Annotated in this window: 16 protein-coding genes and 1 pseudogene; 16 read left to right on the top strand and 1 reads right to left on the bottom strand. The window is 51.6% G+C overall.

Annotated elements, in window-relative coordinates; genetic code table 11:
* The first annotated feature begins 22 nt into the window (after positions 1–22).
* The 16 genes and pseudogenes from atpE to RTW80_RS15560 form a co-directional block, all read left to right on the top strand.
* Positions 23–262 (top strand): F0F1 ATP synthase subunit C, encoded by a 240-nt coding sequence (gene atpE, locus RTW80_RS15635; RefSeq protein ID WP_000429386.1) that lies wholly within the window; start codon positions 23–25, stop codon positions 260–262.
* 61 nt (positions 263–323) lie between these two features.
* Positions 324–794 carry a F0F1 ATP synthase subunit B gene (gene atpF / locus RTW80_RS15630; RefSeq protein WP_001052219.1) on the top strand — a complete coding sequence of 157 codons (471 nt, stop codon included), beginning with the start codon at positions 324–326 and terminating at the stop codon, positions 792–794.
* 14 nt (positions 795–808) lie between these two features.
* Entirely contained in the window at positions 809–1,342 is a 534-nt protein-coding gene (gene atpH / locus RTW80_RS15625; protein ID WP_001288587.1) for a F0F1 ATP synthase subunit delta, read from the top strand.
* A gap of 12 nt (positions 1,343–1,354) precedes the next feature.
* Positions 1,355–2,896, top strand: coding sequence for a F0F1 ATP synthase subunit alpha (gene atpA, locus RTW80_RS15620; RefSeq protein WP_001176745.1), 1,542 nt, complete (start codon positions 1,355–1,357; stop codon positions 2,894–2,896).
* A 50-nt stretch (positions 2,897–2,946) separates the two neighbouring features.
* Entirely contained in the window at positions 2,947–3,810 is an 864-nt protein-coding gene (gene atpG / locus RTW80_RS15615) for a F0F1 ATP synthase subunit gamma (RefSeq protein ID WP_000896498.1), read from the top strand.
* 26 nt (positions 3,811–3,836) lie between these two features.
* Positions 3,837–5,219, top strand: a complete 1,383-nt coding sequence (gene atpD, locus RTW80_RS15610) for a F0F1 ATP synthase subunit beta (protein ID WP_000190506.1) — start codon at positions 3,837–3,839, stop codon at positions 5,217–5,219.
* A gap of 20 nt (positions 5,220–5,239) precedes the next feature.
* Complete coding sequence (locus RTW80_RS15605) at positions 5,240–5,659, top strand: F0F1 ATP synthase subunit epsilon (RefSeq protein ID WP_001251965.1); 420 nt, start codon at positions 5,240–5,242, stop codon at positions 5,657–5,659.
* Between the two features lie 353 nt (positions 5,660–6,012).
* On the top strand, positions 6,013–7,383 hold the full coding sequence (gene glmU / locus RTW80_RS15600) for a bifunctional UDP-N-acetylglucosamine diphosphorylase/glucosamine-1-phosphate N-acetyltransferase GlmU (protein WP_000933736.1): 1,371 nt from the start codon (positions 6,013–6,015) through the stop codon (positions 7,381–7,383).
* 161 nt (positions 7,384–7,544) lie between these two features.
* Positions 7,545–9,374 (top strand): glutamine--fructose-6-phosphate transaminase (isomerizing), encoded by a 1,830-nt coding sequence (glmS, locus tag RTW80_RS15595; RefSeq protein WP_000334099.1) that lies wholly within the window; start codon positions 7,545–7,547, stop codon positions 9,372–9,374.
* A gap of 313 nt (positions 9,375–9,687) precedes the next feature.
* Complete coding sequence (pstS, locus tag RTW80_RS15590; RefSeq protein WP_000867146.1) at positions 9,688–10,728, top strand: phosphate ABC transporter substrate-binding protein PstS; 1,041 nt, start codon at positions 9,688–9,690, stop codon at positions 10,726–10,728.
* Between the two features lie 85 nt (positions 10,729–10,813).
* On the top strand, positions 10,814–11,773 hold the full coding sequence (pstC, locus tag RTW80_RS15585; RefSeq protein ID WP_000741620.1) for a phosphate ABC transporter permease PstC: 960 nt from the start codon (positions 10,814–10,816) through the stop codon (positions 11,771–11,773).
* Positions 11,773–12,663, top strand: coding sequence for a phosphate ABC transporter permease PstA (pstA, locus tag RTW80_RS15580; RefSeq protein ID WP_001251991.1), 891 nt, complete (start codon positions 11,773–11,775; stop codon positions 12,661–12,663). Before pstC ends, pstA begins: the two co-directional genes overlap by 1 nt.
* A 182-nt stretch (positions 12,664–12,845) precedes the next feature.
* Positions 12,846–13,619 carry a phosphate ABC transporter ATP-binding protein PstB gene (pstB, locus tag RTW80_RS15575; protein ID WP_000063125.1) on the top strand — a complete coding sequence of 258 codons (774 nt, stop codon included), beginning with the start codon at positions 12,846–12,848 and terminating at the stop codon, positions 13,617–13,619.
* A gap of 14 nt (positions 13,620–13,633) precedes the next feature.
* Positions 13,634–14,359: a phosphate signaling complex protein PhoU gene (phoU, locus tag RTW80_RS15570; RefSeq protein ID WP_000377786.1), complete on the top strand. Its 726-nt coding sequence runs from the start codon at positions 13,634–13,636 to the stop codon at positions 14,357–14,359.
* 285 nt (positions 14,360–14,644) lie between these two features.
* Positions 14,645–15,481 carry a transcriptional antiterminator BglG gene (gene bglG, locus RTW80_RS15565; protein ID WP_001295251.1) on the top strand — a complete coding sequence of 279 codons (837 nt, stop codon included), beginning with the start codon at positions 14,645–14,647 and terminating at the stop codon, positions 15,479–15,481.
* A gap of 106 nt (positions 15,482–15,587) precedes the next feature.
* Positions 15,588–15,716 (top strand): annotated as a pseudogene (locus RTW80_RS15560) (PTS transporter subunit EIIB); the annotation flags it as partial.
* Between the two features lie 16 nt (positions 15,717–15,732).
* Here RTW80_RS15560 and RTW80_RS31415 read toward each other — a convergent pair.
* Positions 15,733–15,792, bottom strand: a 60-nt coding sequence (locus RTW80_RS31415) for an IS1 family transposase (protein WP_071528444.1), incomplete at its 5' end; no start/stop codon positions are given.

Here is a 15,792-nt window from a genome sequence, read left to right as displayed (position 1 = left end):
CTGAAACAAACTGGAGACTGTCATGGAAAACCTGAATATGGATCTGCTGTACATGGCTGCCGCTGTGATGATGGGTCTGGCGGCAATCGGTGCTGCGATCGGTATCGGCATCCTCGGGGGTAAATTCCTGGAAGGCGCAGCGCGTCAACCTGATCTGATTCCTCTGCTGCGTACTCAGTTCTTTATCGTTATGGGTCTGGTGGATGCTATCCCGATGATCGCTGTAGGTCTGGGTCTGTACGTGATGTTCGCTGTCGCGTAGTAAGCGTTGCTTTTATTTAAAGAGCAATATCAGAACGTTAACTAAATAGAGGCATTGTGCTGTGAATCTTAACGCAACAATCCTCGGCCAGGCCATCGCGTTTGTCCTGTTCGTTCTGTTCTGCATGAAGTACGTATGGCCGCCATTAATGGCAGCCATCGAAAAACGTCAAAAAGAAATTGCTGACGGCCTTGCTTCCGCAGAACGAGCACATAAGGACCTTGACCTTGCAAAGGCCAGCGCGACCGACCAGCTGAAAAAAGCGAAAGCGGAAGCCCAGGTAATCATCGAGCAGGCGAACAAACGCCGCTCGCAGATTCTGGACGAAGCGAAAGCTGAGGCAGAACAGGAACGTACTAAAATCGTGGCCCAGGCGCAGGCGGAAATTGAAGCCGAGCGTAAACGTGCCCGTGAAGAGCTGCGTAAGCAAGTTGCTATCCTGGCTGTTGCTGGCGCCGAGAAGATCATCGAACGTTCCGTGGATGAAGCTGCTAACAGCGACATCGTGGATAAACTTGTCGCTGAACTGTAAGGAGGGAGGGGCTGATGTCTGAATTTATTACGGTAGCTCGCCCCTACGCCAAAGCAGCTTTTGACTTTGCCGTCGAACACCAAAGTGTAGAACGCTGGCAGGACATGCTGGCGTTTGCCGCCGAGGTAACCAAAAACGAACAAATGGCAGAGCTTCTCTCTGGCGCGCTTGCGCCAGAAACGCTCGCCGAGTCGTTTATCGCAGTTTGTGGTGAGCAACTGGACGAAAACGGTCAGAACCTGATTCGGGTTATGGCTGAAAATGGTCGTCTTAACGCGCTCCCGGATGTTCTGGAGCAGTTTATTCACCTGCGTGCCGTGAGTGAGGCTACCGCTGAGGTAGACGTCATTTCCGCTGCCGCACTGAGTGAACAACAGCTCGCGAAAATTTCTGCTGCGATGGAAAAACGTCTGTCACGCAAAGTTAAGCTGAATTGCAAAATCGATAAGTCTGTAATGGCAGGCGTTATCATCCGAGCGGGTGATATGGTCATTGATGGCAGCGTACGCGGTCGTCTTGAGCGCCTTGCAGACGTCTTGCAGTCTTAAGGGGACTGGAGCATGCAACTGAATTCCACCGAAATCAGCGAACTGATCAAGCAGCGCATTGCTCAGTTCAATGTTGTGAGTGAAGCTCACAACGAAGGTACTATTGTTTCTGTAAGTGACGGTGTTATCCGCATTCACGGCCTGGCCGATTGTATGCAGGGTGAAATGATCTCCCTGCCGGGTAACCGTTACGCTATCGCACTGAACCTCGAGCGCGACTCTGTAGGTGCGGTTGTTATGGGTCCGTACGCTGACCTTGCCGAAGGCATGAAAGTTAAGTGTACTGGCCGTATCCTGGAAGTTCCGGTTGGCCGTGGCCTGCTGGGCCGTGTGGTTAACACTCTGGGTGCACCAATCGACGGTAAAGGTCCGCTGGATCACGACGGCTTCTCTGCTGTAGAAGCAATCGCTCCGGGCGTTATCGAACGTCAGTCCGTAGATCAGCCGGTACAGACCGGTTATAAAGCCGTTGACTCCATGATCCCAATCGGTCGTGGTCAGCGTGAATTGATCATCGGTGACCGTCAGACAGGTAAAACCGCACTGGCTATCGATGCCATCATCAACCAGCGCGATTCCGGTATCAAATGTATCTATGTCGCTATCGGCCAGAAAGCGTCCACCATTTCTAACGTGGTACGTAAACTGGAAGAGCACGGCGCACTGGCTAACACCATCGTTGTGGTAGCAACCGCGTCTGAATCCGCTGCACTGCAATACCTGGCACCGTATGCCGGTTGCGCAATGGGCGAATACTTCCGTGACCGCGGTGAAGATGCGCTGATCATTTACGATGACCTGTCTAAACAGGCTGTTGCTTACCGTCAGATCTCCCTGCTGCTCCGTCGTCCGCCAGGACGTGAAGCATTCCCGGGCGACGTTTTCTACCTCCACTCTCGTCTGCTGGAGCGTGCTGCACGTGTTAACGCCGAATACGTTGAAGCCTTCACCAAAGGTGAAGTGAAAGGGAAAACCGGTTCTCTGACCGCACTGCCGATTATCGAAACTCAGGCGGGTGACGTTTCTGCGTTCGTTCCGACCAACGTAATCTCCATTACCGATGGTCAGATCTTCCTGGAAACCAACCTGTTCAACGCCGGTATTCGTCCTGCGGTTAACCCGGGTATTTCCGTATCCCGTGTTGGTGGTGCAGCACAGACCAAGATCATGAAAAAACTGTCCGGTGGTATCCGTACCGCTCTGGCACAGTATCGTGAACTGGCAGCGTTCTCTCAGTTTGCATCCGACCTTGACGATGCAACACGTAAGCAGCTTGACCACGGTCAGAAAGTGACCGAACTGCTGAAACAGAAACAGTATGCGCCGATGTCCGTTGCGCAGCAGTCTCTGGTTCTGTTCGCAGCAGAACGTGGTTACCTGGCGGATGTTGAACTGTCGAAAATTGGCAGCTTCGAAGCCGCTCTGCTGGCTTACGTCGACCGTGATCACGCTCCGTTGATGCAAGAGATCAACCAGACCGGTGGCTACAACGACGAAATCGAAGGCAAGCTGAAAGGCATCCTCGATTCCTTCAAAGCAACCCAATCCTGGTAACGTCTGGCGGCTTGCCTTAGGGCAGGCCGCAAGGCATTGAGGAGAAGCTCATGGCCGGCGCAAAAGAGATACGTAGTAAGATCGCAAGCGTCCAGAACACGCAAAAGATCACTAAAGCGATGGAGATGGTCGCCGCTTCCAAAATGCGTAAATCGCAGGATCGCATGGCGGCCAGCCGTCCTTATGCAGAAACCATGCGCAAAGTGATTGGTCACCTTGCACACGGTAATCTGGAATATAAGCACCCTTACCTGGAAGACCGCGACGTTAAACGCGTGGGCTACCTGGTGGTGTCGACCGACCGTGGTTTGTGCGGTGGTTTGAACATTAACCTGTTCAAAAAACTGCTGGCGGAAATGAAGACCTGGACCGACAAAGGCGTTCAATGCGACCTCGCAATGATCGGCTCGAAAGGCGTGTCGTTCTTCAACTCCGTGGGCGGCAATGTTGTTGCCCAGGTCACCGGCATGGGGGATAACCCTTCCCTGTCCGAACTGATCGGTCCGGTAAAAGTGATGTTGCAGGCCTACGACGAAGGCCGTCTGGACAAGCTTTACATTGTCAGCAACAAATTTATTAACACCATGTCTCAGGTTCCGACCATCAGCCAGCTGCTGCCGTTACCGGCATCAGATGATGATGATCTGAAACATAAATCCTGGGATTACCTGTACGAACCCGATCCGAAGGCGTTGCTGGATACCCTGCTGCGTCGTTATGTCGAATCTCAGGTTTATCAGGGCGTGGTTGAAAACCTGGCCAGCGAGCAGGCCGCCCGTATGGTGGCGATGAAAGCCGCGACCGACAATGGCGGCAGCCTGATTAAAGAGCTGCAGTTGGTATACAACAAAGCTCGTCAGGCCAGCATTACTCAGGAACTCACCGAGATCGTCTCGGGGGCCGCCGCGGTTTAAACAGGTTATTTCGTAGAGGATTTAAGATGGCTACTGGAAAGATTGTCCAGGTAATCGGCGCCGTAGTTGACGTCGAATTCCCTCAGGATGCCGTACCGCGCGTGTACGATGCTCTTGAGGTGCAAAATGGTAATGAGCGTCTGGTGCTGGAAGTTCAGCAGCAGCTCGGCGGCGGTATCGTACGTACCATCGCAATGGGTTCCTCCGACGGTCTGCGTCGCGGTCTGGATGTAAAAGACCTCGAACACCCGATTGAAGTCCCGGTAGGTAAAGCGACTCTGGGCCGTATCATGAACGTACTGGGTGAACCGGTCGACATGAAAGGCGAGATCGGTGAAGAAGAGCGTTGGGCGATTCACCGCGCAGCACCTTCCTACGAAGAGCTGTCAAACTCTCAGGAACTGCTGGAAACCGGTATCAAAGTTATCGACCTGATGTGTCCGTTCGCTAAGGGCGGTAAAGTTGGTCTGTTCGGTGGTGCGGGTGTAGGTAAAACCGTAAACATGATGGAGCTCATTCGTAACATCGCGATCGAGCACTCCGGTTACTCTGTGTTTGCGGGCGTAGGTGAACGTACTCGTGAGGGTAACGACTTCTACCACGAAATGACCGACTCCAACGTTATCGACAAAGTATCCCTGGTGTATGGCCAGATGAACGAGCCGCCGGGAAACCGTCTGCGCGTTGCTCTGACCGGTCTGACCATGGCTGAGAAATTCCGTGACGAAGGTCGTGACGTTCTGCTGTTCGTTGACAACATCTATCGTTACACCCTGGCCGGTACGGAAGTATCCGCACTGCTGGGCCGTATGCCTTCAGCGGTAGGTTATCAGCCGACCCTGGCGGAAGAGATGGGCGTTCTGCAGGAACGTATCACCTCCACCAAAACTGGTTCTATCACCTCCGTACAGGCAGTATACGTACCTGCGGATGACTTGACTGACCCGTCTCCGGCAACCACCTTTGCGCACCTTGACGCAACCGTGGTACTGAGCCGTCAGATCGCGTCTCTGGGTATCTACCCGGCCGTTGACCCGCTGGACTCCACCAGCCGTCAGCTGGACCCGCTGGTGGTTGGTCAGGAACACTACGACACCGCGCGTGGCGTTCAGTCCATCCTGCAACGTTATCAGGAACTGAAAGACATCATCGCCATCCTGGGTATGGATGAACTGTCTGAAGAAGACAAACTGGTGGTAGCGCGTGCTCGTAAGATCCAGCGCTTCCTGTCCCAGCCGTTCTTCGTGGCAGAAGTATTCACCGGTTCTCCGGGTAAATACGTCTCCCTGAAAGACACCATCCGTGGCTTTAAAGGCATCATGGAAGGCGAATACGATCACCTGCCGGAGCAGGCGTTCTACATGGTCGGTTCCATCGAAGAAGCTGTGGAAAAAGCCAAAAAACTTTAACGCCTTAATCGGAGGGTGATATGGCAATGACTTACCACCTGGACGTCGTCAGCGCAGAGCAACAAATGTTCTCTGGTCTGGTCGAGAAAATCCAGGTAACGGGTAGCGAAGGTGAACTGGGGATCTACCCTGGCCACGCACCGCTGCTCACCGCCATTAAGCCTGGTATGATTCGCATCGTGAAACAGCACGGTCACGAAGAGTTTATCTATCTGTCTGGCGGCATTCTTGAAGTGCAGCCTGGCAACGTGACCGTTCTGGCCGACACCGCAATTCGCGGCCAGGATCTCGACGAAGCGCGAGCCATGGAAGCGAAACGTAAGGCTGAAGAGCACATTAGCAGCTCTCACGGCGACGTAGATTACGCTCAGGCGTCTGCGGAACTGGCCAAAGCGATCGCGCAGCTGCGCGTTATCGAGTTGACCAAAAAAGCGATGTAACACCGGCTTGAAAAGCACAAAAGCCAGTCTGGAAACAGGCTGGCTTTTTTTTTGCGCGTGTGACCCGTCCTGAATAGCGTTCACATAGATCCTGCTGATATAAAACCCCCCTGTTTTCCTGTTTATTCATTGATCGAAATAAGAGCAAAAACATCCACCTGACGCTTAAATTAAGGTACTGCCTTAATTTTCTGCAGACAAAAGGCGTGACGATGGTCGAAAATGGCGCTTTCGTCAGCGGGGATAATCCGTTATTGAACAATTTATCCTCTGTCCATTTCACGATGAAAAAAATGTAGTTTTTTCAAGGTGAAGCGGTTTAAATTCGTTCTCAAATTACAGTCAGGACGCGTATGTTGAATAATGCTATGAGCGTAGTAATCCTTGCCGCAGGCAAAGGCACGCGCATGTATTCCGATCTTCCGAAAGTGCTGCATACCCTTGCCGGGAAAGCGATGGTTCAGCATGTCATTGATGCTGCGAATGAATTAGGCGCAGCGCACGTTCACCTGGTGTACGGTCACGGCGGCGATCTGCTAAAACAGGCGCTGAAAGACGACAACCTTAACTGGGTGCTTCAGGCAGAGCAGCTGGGTACGGGTCATGCAATGCAGCAGGCCGCACCTTTCTTTGCCGATGATGAAGACATTTTAATGCTCTACGGCGACGTGCCGCTGATCTCTGTCGAAACACTCCAGCGTCTGCGTGATGCTAAACCGCAGGGTGGCATTGGTCTGCTGACGGTGAAACTGGATGATCCGACCGGTTATGGACGTATCACCCGTGAAAACGGCAAAGTTACCGGCATTGTTGAGCACAAAGATGCCACCGACGAGCAGCGTCAGATTCAGGAGATCAACACCGGCATTCTGATTGCCAACGGCGCAGATATGAAACGCTGGCTGGCGAAGCTGACCAACAATAATGCTCAGGGCGAATACTACATCACCGACATTATTGCGCTGGCGTATCAGGAAGGGCGTGAAATCGTCGCCGTTCATCCGCAACGTTTAAGCGAAGTAGAAGGCGTGAATAACCGCCTGCAACTCTCCCGTCTGGAGCGTGTTTATCAGTCCGAACAGGCTGAAAAACTGCTGTTAGCAGGCGTTATGCTGCGCGATCCAGCGCGTTTTGATCTGCGTGGTACGCTAACTCACGGGCGCGATGTTGAAATTGATACTAACGTTATCATCGAGGGCAACGTGACTCTCGGTCATCGCGTGAAAATTGGCACCGGTTGCGTGATTAAAAACAGCGTGATTGGCGATGATTGCGAAATCAGTCCGTATACCGTTGTGGAAGATGCGAATCTGGCAGCGGCCTGTACCATTGGCCCGTTTGCCCGTTTGCGTCCTGGTGCTGAGTTGCTGGAAGGTGCTCACGTCGGTAACTTCGTTGAGATGAAAAAAGCGCGTCTGGGTAAAGGCTCGAAAGCTGGTCATCTGACTTACCTGGGCGATGCGGAAATTGGCGATAACGTTAACATCGGCGCGGGAACCATTACCTGCAACTACGATGGTGCGAATAAATTTAAGACCATTATCGGCGACGATGTGTTTGTTGGTTCCGACACTCAGCTGGTGGCCCCGGTAACAGTAGGCAAAGGCGCGACCATTGCTGCGGGTACAACTGTGACGCGTAATGTCGGCGAAAATGCATTAGCTATCAGCCGTGTGCCGCAGACTCAGAAAGAAGGCTGGCGTCGTCCGGTAAAGAAAAAGTGATTCTGGCCGGCTAACCCGGTCACATGGGATGAGGAGATAACATAATCTCCCTCCCACAAGCAGTAACTATAAAAATAACCCCACTCTCTACAAGGCTCGGGGCGCCCGAAACAACGGGCATACAGGTTGACCGACAACGATATAAATCGGAATCAAAAACTATGTGTGGAATTGTTGGCGCGATCGCGCAACGTGATGTAGCAGAAATCCTTCTTGAAGGTTTACGTCGTCTGGAATACCGCGGATATGACTCTGCCGGTCTGGCCGTTGTTGATGCAGAAGGTCATATGACCCGCCTGCGTCGCCTCGGTAAAGTCCAGATGCTGGCACAGGCAGCGGAAGAACATCCTCTGCATGGCGGCACTGGTATTGCTCACACTCGCTGGGCGACCCACGGTGAACCTTCAGAAGTGAATGCGCATCCGCATGTTTCTGAACACATTGTGGTGGTGCATAACGGCATCATCGAAAACCATGAACCGCTGCGTGAAGAGCTAAAAGCGCGTGGCTATACCTTCGTTTCTGAAACCGACACCGAAGTGATTGCCCATCTGGTGAACTGGGAGCTGAAACAAGGCGGGACTCTGCGTGAGGCCGTTCTGCGTGCTATCCCGCAGCTGCGTGGTGCGTACGGTACAGTGATCATGGACTCCCGCCACCCGGATACCCTGCTGGCGGCACGTTCTGGTAGTCCGCTGGTGATTGGCCTGGGGATGGGCGAAAACTTTATCGCTTCTGACCAGCTGGCGCTGTTGCCGGTGACCCGTCGCTTTATCTTCCTTGAAGAGGGCGATATTGCGGAAATCACTCGCCGTTCGGTAAACATCTTCGATAAAACTGGCGCGGAAGTAAAACGTCAGGATATCGAATCCAATCTGCAATATGACGCGGGCGATAAAGGCATTTACCGTCACTACATGCAGAAAGAGATCTACGAACAGCCGAACGCGATCAAAAACACCCTTACCGGACGCATCAGCCACGGTCAGGTTGATTTAAGCGAGCTGGGACCGAACGCCGACGAACTGCTGTCGAAGGTTGAGCATATTCAGATCCTCGCCTGTGGTACTTCTTATAACTCCGGTATGGTTTCCCGCTACTGGTTTGAATCGCTAGCAGGTATTCCGTGCGACGTCGAAATCGCCTCTGAATTCCGCTATCGCAAATCTGCCGTGCGTCGTAACAGCCTGATGATCACCTTGTCACAGTCTGGCGAAACCGCGGATACCCTGGCTGGCCTGCGTCTGTCGAAAGAGCTGGGTTACCTTGGTTCACTGGCAATCTGTAACGTTCCGGGTTCTTCTCTGGTGCGCGAATCCGATCTGGCGCTAATGACCAACGCGGGTACAGAAATCGGCGTGGCATCCACTAAAGCATTCACCACTCAGTTAACTGTGCTGTTGATGCTGGTGGCGAAGCTGTCTCGCCTGAAAGGTCTGGATGCCTCCATTGAACATGACATTGTGCATGGTCTGCAGGCGTTGCCGAGCCGTATTGAGCAGATGCTGTCTCAGGACAAACGCATTGAAGCTCTGGCAGAAGATTTCTCTGACAAACATCACGCGCTGTTCCTGGGCCGTGGCGATCAGTACCCAATCGCGCTGGAAGGCGCATTGAAGCTGAAAGAGATCTCTTACATTCACGCTGAAGCCTACGCTGCAGGTGAACTGAAACACGGTCCGCTGGCGCTGATTGATGCCGATATGCCGGTTATCGTCGTTGCACCGAACAACGAATTGCTGGAAAAACTAAAATCCAACATTGAAGAAGTTCGCGCGCGTGGCGGTCAGTTGTATGTCTTCGCCGATCAGGATGCGGGTTTTGTAAGTAGCGATAACATGCACATCATCGAGATGCCGCATGTGGAAGAGGTGATTGCACCAATCTTCTACACCGTTCCGCTGCAGCTACTGGCTTATCACGTCGCGCTGATCAAAGGTACCGACGTTGACCAGCCGCGTAACCTGGCAAAATCGGTTACGGTTGAGTAATAAATGGATGCCCTGCGTAAGCGGGGCATTTTTCTTCCTGTTATGTTTTTAATCAAACATCCTGCCAACTCCATGTGACAAACCGTCATCTTCGGCTACTTTTTCTCTGTCACAGAATGAAAATTTTTCTGTCATCTCTTCGTTATTAATGTTTGTAATTGACTGAATATCAACGCTTATTTAAATCAGACTGAAGACTTTATCTCTCTGTCATAAAACTGTCATATTCCTTACATATAACTGTCACCTGTTTGTCCTATTTTGCTTCTCGTAGCCAACAAACAATGCTTTATGAATCCTCCCAGGAGACATTATGAAAGTTATGCGTACCACCGTCGCAACTGTTGTCGCCGCGACCTTATCGATGAGCGCTTTCTCTGTGTTTGCAGAAGCAAGCCTGACAGGTGCAGGTGCAACCTTCCCTGCGCCGGTGTATGCCAAATGGGCTGACACTTACCAGAAAGAAACCGGTAATAAAGTTAACTACCAGGGTATAGGTTCTTCCGGTGGCGTAAAACAGATTATCGCTAATACCGTTGATTTTGGTGCCTCTGACGCGCCGCTGTCTGATGAAAAATTGGCTCAGGAAGGCCTGTTCCAGTTCCCGACCGTGATTGGCGGCGTGGTGCTGGCTGTTAACATTCCAGGGCTGAAGTCTGGCGAACTGGTGCTGGATGGTAAAACCCTCGGCGACATCTACCTGGGCAAAATCAAGAAGTGGGATGATGAAGCCATCGCCAAACTGAATCCGGGTCTGAAACTGCCTTCACAGAACATTGCTGTAGTACGCCGCGCAGATGGCTCCGGGACTTCCTTCGTCTTCACCAGCTACCTGGCGAAAGTGAACGAAGAGTGGAAAAACAACGTTGGTACTGGCTCTACCGTAAAATGGCCGATCGGTCTGGGCGGTAAAGGTAATGACGGTATCGCCGCGTTCGTTCAGCGTCTGCCGGGTGCAATTGGTTACGTTGAATATGCTTACGCTAAGCAGAACAACCTGGCGTACACCAAACTGATCTCCGCTGATGGTAAACCGGTTAGTCCGACCGAAGAAAACTTCGCTAATGCAGCAAAAGGTGCAGACTGGAGCAAAACCTTCGCTCAGGATCTGACCAACCAGAAAGGCGAAGATGCATGGCCTATTACCTCTACCACGTTCATTCTGATCCACAAAGATCAGAAGAAACCAGAACAAGGCACAGAAGTGCTGAAGTTCTTCGACTGGGCGTACAAAACCGGGGCTAAACAGGCGAACGACCTGGATTATGCCAGCCTGCCGGATAGCGTCGTTGAACAGGTTCGCGCTGCGTGGAAGACCAATATTAAAGACAGTAGCGGTAAGCCGCTGTACTAATAAAACTCCAGGCCGGATAAGGCATTAACGGCTTATCCGGCATTACAAAATGACTTTGTAAACGCGTTTAACTGAAGAGTAACTTATGGCTGCAACCAAGCCTGCTTTTAACCCACCGGGTAAAAAGGGCGACATAATTTTCAGCGTGCTGGTAAAACTGGCGGCGCTGATTGTGCTATTGATGTTGGGTGGCATTATTGTCTCTCTGATCATCTCCTCCTGGCCGAGCATTCAGAAATTTGGTCTGGCTTTCCTGTGGACCAAAGAGTGGGATGCACCGAACGATATCTACGGGGCGTTGGTGCCGATCTACGGTACGCTGGTGACTTCGTTTATCGCGCTGCTGATCGCCGTCCCGGTGAGTTTCGGTATCGCCCTGTTCCTGACTGAGCTTGCGCCCGGCTGGCTGAAACGCCCGCTGGGTATCGCCATTGAGCTGCTGGCAGCCATTCCAAGTATCGTTTACGGCATGTGGGGCCTGTTTATCTTTGCGCCGCTGTTCGCCGTTTACTTTCAGGAGCCGGTCGGCAATATCATGTCGAATATCCCGATTGTTGGCGCGCTGTTCTCTGGCCCCGCATTTGGTATCGGTATCCTCGCGGCAGGCGTGATCCTCGCCATCATGATTATTCCGTACATTGCGGCGGTAATGCGTGATGTGTTCGAACAAACCCCGGTGATGATGAAAGAGTCGGCCTACGGTATTGGCTGCACCACCTGGGAAGTTATCTGGCGTATCGTTCTTCCGTTCACCAAAAATGGTGTTATCGGCGGCATCATGCTGGGGCTGGGCCGCGCGCTCGGTGAAACCATGGCGGTGACCTTTATCATCGGTAACACCTACCAGCTCGACAGCGCCTCGCTGTATATGCCGGGCAACAGTATCACCTCTGCGCTGGCGAACGAATTTGCGGAAGCGGAATCCGGTCTGCACGTTGCCGCACTGATGGAACTGGGCCTGATCCTGTTTGTGATTACCTTCATCGTCCTCGCCGCATCGAAGTTTATGATTATGCGCCTGGCTAAGAATGAGGGGGCACGCTAATGGCTATGGTTGAAATGCAAACCACTGCGGCGCTGGCTGAATCTCGCCGCAAAATGCAGGCGCGTCGCCGCCTCAAAAACCGTATTGCGCTGACGCTCTCGATGGCGACGATGGCCTTCGGTCTGTTCTGGCTGATCTGGATTTTAATGTCCACCATCACTCGCGGTATCGATGGTATGTCGCTGGCGCTGTTCACTGAAATGACGCCGCCGCCCAATACGGAAGGTGGTGGTCTGGCGAACGCCCTGGCGGGTAGCGGCCTGTTAATTTTGTGGGCCACGGTATTCGGTACGCCGCTGGGCATTATGGCGGGGATTTATCTGGCGGAATATGGTCGTAAATCCTGGCTGGCAGAAGTGATTCGCTTCATTAACGACATTCTGCTCTCTGCGCCGTCGATTGTGGTTGGTCTGTTTGTTTACACCATTGTGGTGGCGCAGATGGAGCACTTCTCCGGCTGGGCGGGCGTGATTGCCCTGGCGTTGTTGCAGGTGCCGATTGTTATCCGCACCACCGAGAACATGCTGAAACTGGTGCCGGACAGCCTGCGTGAAGCGGCTTATGCGCTGGGTACACCGAAGTGGAAGATGATCTCTGCGATTACGCTGAAAGCGTCGGTGTCCGGGATTATGACCGGTATCCTGCTGGCGATTGCCCGTATTGCTGGTGAAACCGCGCCGCTGCTGTTTACCGCGCTCTCCAACCAGTTCTGGAGCACGGACATGATGCAGCCGATCGCCAACCTGCCGGTGACGATCTTTAAGTTTGCGATGAGCCCGTTTGCGGAATGGCAGCAATTGGCCTGGGCCGGGGTATTGATCATTACCCTGTGCGTACTGCTGCTGAACATTCTGGCGCGCGTTGTTTTTGCGAAGAATAAACACGGTTGATATTGCTGACACGGTTTTCCCCTCACCCTAACCCTCTCCCCAGAGGGGCGAGGGGACCGACCGAGTGCCTTTTTGACTCTGTACACGGTTAACACTTTGCCGGATGCGGCGTGAACGCCTGATCCGGCCTACGGTAAGCCTGATTAGCGAAGTGCATCAGGCACGATGAGGAAAAGATTGCAATGAGTATGGTTGAAACTGCCCCGAGTAAAATTCAGGTTCGTAATTTGAACTTCTACTACGGCAAATTCCATGCCCTGAAAAACATCAACCTGGATATCGCCAAAAACCAGGTTACGGCGTTTATCGGGCCGTCCGGCTGCGGTAAATCGACGCTGCTGCGTACCTTCAACAAAATGTTTGAACTGTACCCGGAGCAGCGTGCGGAAGGTGAAATTCTGCTTGATGGCGACAACATCCTGACCAACTCTCAGGATATCGCCCTGCTGCGTGCGAAAGTGGGCATGGTGTTCCAGAAACCGACGCCGTTCCCGATGTCCATCTACGACAACATCGCTTTTGGCGTTCGTCTGTTTGAGAAGCTCTCCCGTGCCGATATGGACGAGCGCGTGCAGTGGGCATTGACCAAAGCCGCATTGTGGAACGAAACCAAAGATAAATTGCACCAGAGCGGTTACTCTCTCTCTGGTGGTCAGCAACAGCGTCTGTGTATTGCGCGTGGTATCGCCATTCGCCCGGAAGTGCTGCTGCTCGACGAACCGTGTTCGGCGCTCGACCCTATCTCTACCGGGCGTATTGAAGAGCTGATCACCGAACTGAAGCAGGATTACACCGTGGTGATCGTCACCCACAACATGCAGCAGGCTGCGCGTTGTTCCGACCACACGGCGTTTATGTACCTGGGCGAATTGATTGAGTTCAGCAACACGGACGATCTGTTCACCAAGCCAGCGAAGAAACAAACAGAAGACTACATCACCGGTCGTTACGGTTGATTCAGGAGTGCGTTATGGACAGTCTCAATCTTAATAAACATATTTCCGGCCAGTTCAACGCCGAACTGGAAAGTATCCGCACGCAGGTGATGACCATGGGCGGCATGGTGGAGCAGCAGCTTTCTGATGCAATCACCGCGATGCATAACCAGGACAGCGATCTGGCGAAGCGCGTCATCGAAGGCGACAAGAACGTCAACATGATGGAAGTGGCGATCGATGAAGCCTGCGTGCGCATTATCGCCAAACGTCAGCCGACGGCGAGCGACCTGCGACTGGTTATGGTGATCAGTAAAACCATTGCCGAGCTGGAGCGTATTGGCGACGTGGCGGACAAAATCTGCCGTACTGCGCTGGAGAAATTCTCCCAGCAGCATCAGCCGTTGCTGGTAAGTCTGGAGTCGCTGGGCCGTCATACCATCCAGATGCTGCACGACGTGCTGGACGCGTTCGCGCGGATGGACATTGACGAAGCGGTACGTATTTATCGTGAAGATAAAAAAGTCGATCAGGAATACGAAGGTATTGTTCGTCAACTGATGACCTACATGATGGAAGATTCGCGTACCATTCCGAGCGTACTTACTGCGCTGTTCTGCGCGCGTTCTATCGAACGTATTGGCGACCGCTGCCAGAATATTTGTGAGTTTATCTTCTACTACGTGAAGGGGCAGGATTTCCGTCACGTCGGTGGCGATGAGCTGGATAAACTGCTGGCGGGGAAAGATAGCGACAAATAATTCACCAGACAAATCCCAATAACTTAATTATTGGGATTTGTTATATATAACTTTATAAATTCCTAAAATTACACAAAGTTAATAACTGCGAGCATGGTCATATTTTTATCAATAGCGTATTGCTATTTTCTCTGCACGCAATTAAATTAATTTCCGAACCTGGATGTTCGTTATAAAAACCATTAATAAATGACTGGATTGTTACTGCATTCGCAGGCAAAACCTGACATAACCAGAGAATACTGGTGAAGTCGGGTTTTTTTGTTTATAAAAAAGGTCCTTGCTATGAACATGCAAATCACCAAAATTCTCAACAATAATGTTGTGGTGGTTATTGATGATCAACAGCGGGAAAAAGTCGTCATGGGGCGCGGAATTGGCTTTCAAAAACGCGCTGGCGAAAGAATTAACTCAAGTGGAATAGAAAAAGAGTATGCCTTGAGCAGTCATGAACTGAACGGGCGATTAAGCGAACTCTTAAGTCATATTCCTCTTGAGGTGATGGCAACCTGTGATCGTATTATCTCTTTAGCGCAGGAGCGCTTGGGAAAATTACAGGACAGTATTTATATCTCGCTAACTGACCATTGCCAGTTTGCGATTAAACGCTTTCAGCAAAACGTGTTGCTGCCCAACCCGTTGCTGTGGGATATCCAGCGGCTTTACCCGAAAGAGTTCCAGCTAGGGGAAGAAGCGTTAACCATTATTGATAAACGGTTGGGCGTGCAGTTACCGAAAGATGAAGTGGGCTTTATTGCCATGCATCTGGTCAGTGCCCAAATGAGCGGAAATATGGAGGATGTTGCAGGTGTCACGCAGTTAATGCGCGAAATGCTGCAATTAATAAAATTTCAGTTCAGCCTTAATTACCAGGAAGAAAGCTTGAGTTATCAGCGACTGGTTACACATCTGAAGTTTTTATCCTGGCGTATTCTTGAACATGCTTCAATTAACGATAGTGATGAATCATTACAACAAGCAGTAAAACAAAATTACCCGCAAGCATGGCAATGTGCGGAACGGATCGCCATTTTTATTGGTTTGCAGTATCAACGTAAAATTTCACCCGCAGAGATTATGTTTTTAGCCATAAATATAGAGCGCGTGCGCAAAGAACACTGAAATATTATTACTGAGTAAAGGATTGTTACCGCACTAAGCGGGCAAAACCTGAAAAAAATTGCTTGATTCACGTCAGGCCGTTTTTTTCAGGTTTTTTTTTGGAGTTTTGCCGCAAAGCGGTAGAGGGCAAGTTATGACGGAGTTAGCCAGAAAAATAGTCGCAGGAGTCGGGGGCGCAGATAACATTGTGAGTCTGATGCATTGCGCAACGCGATTACGTTTTAAATTAAAGGATGGGTAATGACTCCAACTTATTGATAGTGTTTTATGTTCAGATAATGCCCGATGACTTTGTCATGCAGCTCCACCGA

The sequence above is a fragment of the Escherichia sp. AM3 genome (assembly GCF_032029835.1).
Lineage (GTDB): Bacteria > Pseudomonadota > Gammaproteobacteria > Enterobacterales > Enterobacteriaceae > Escherichia > Escherichia coli.
Note: the sequence above shows the minus strand (reverse complement) of the source record. Positions and strands in the feature narration are given on the sequence as shown.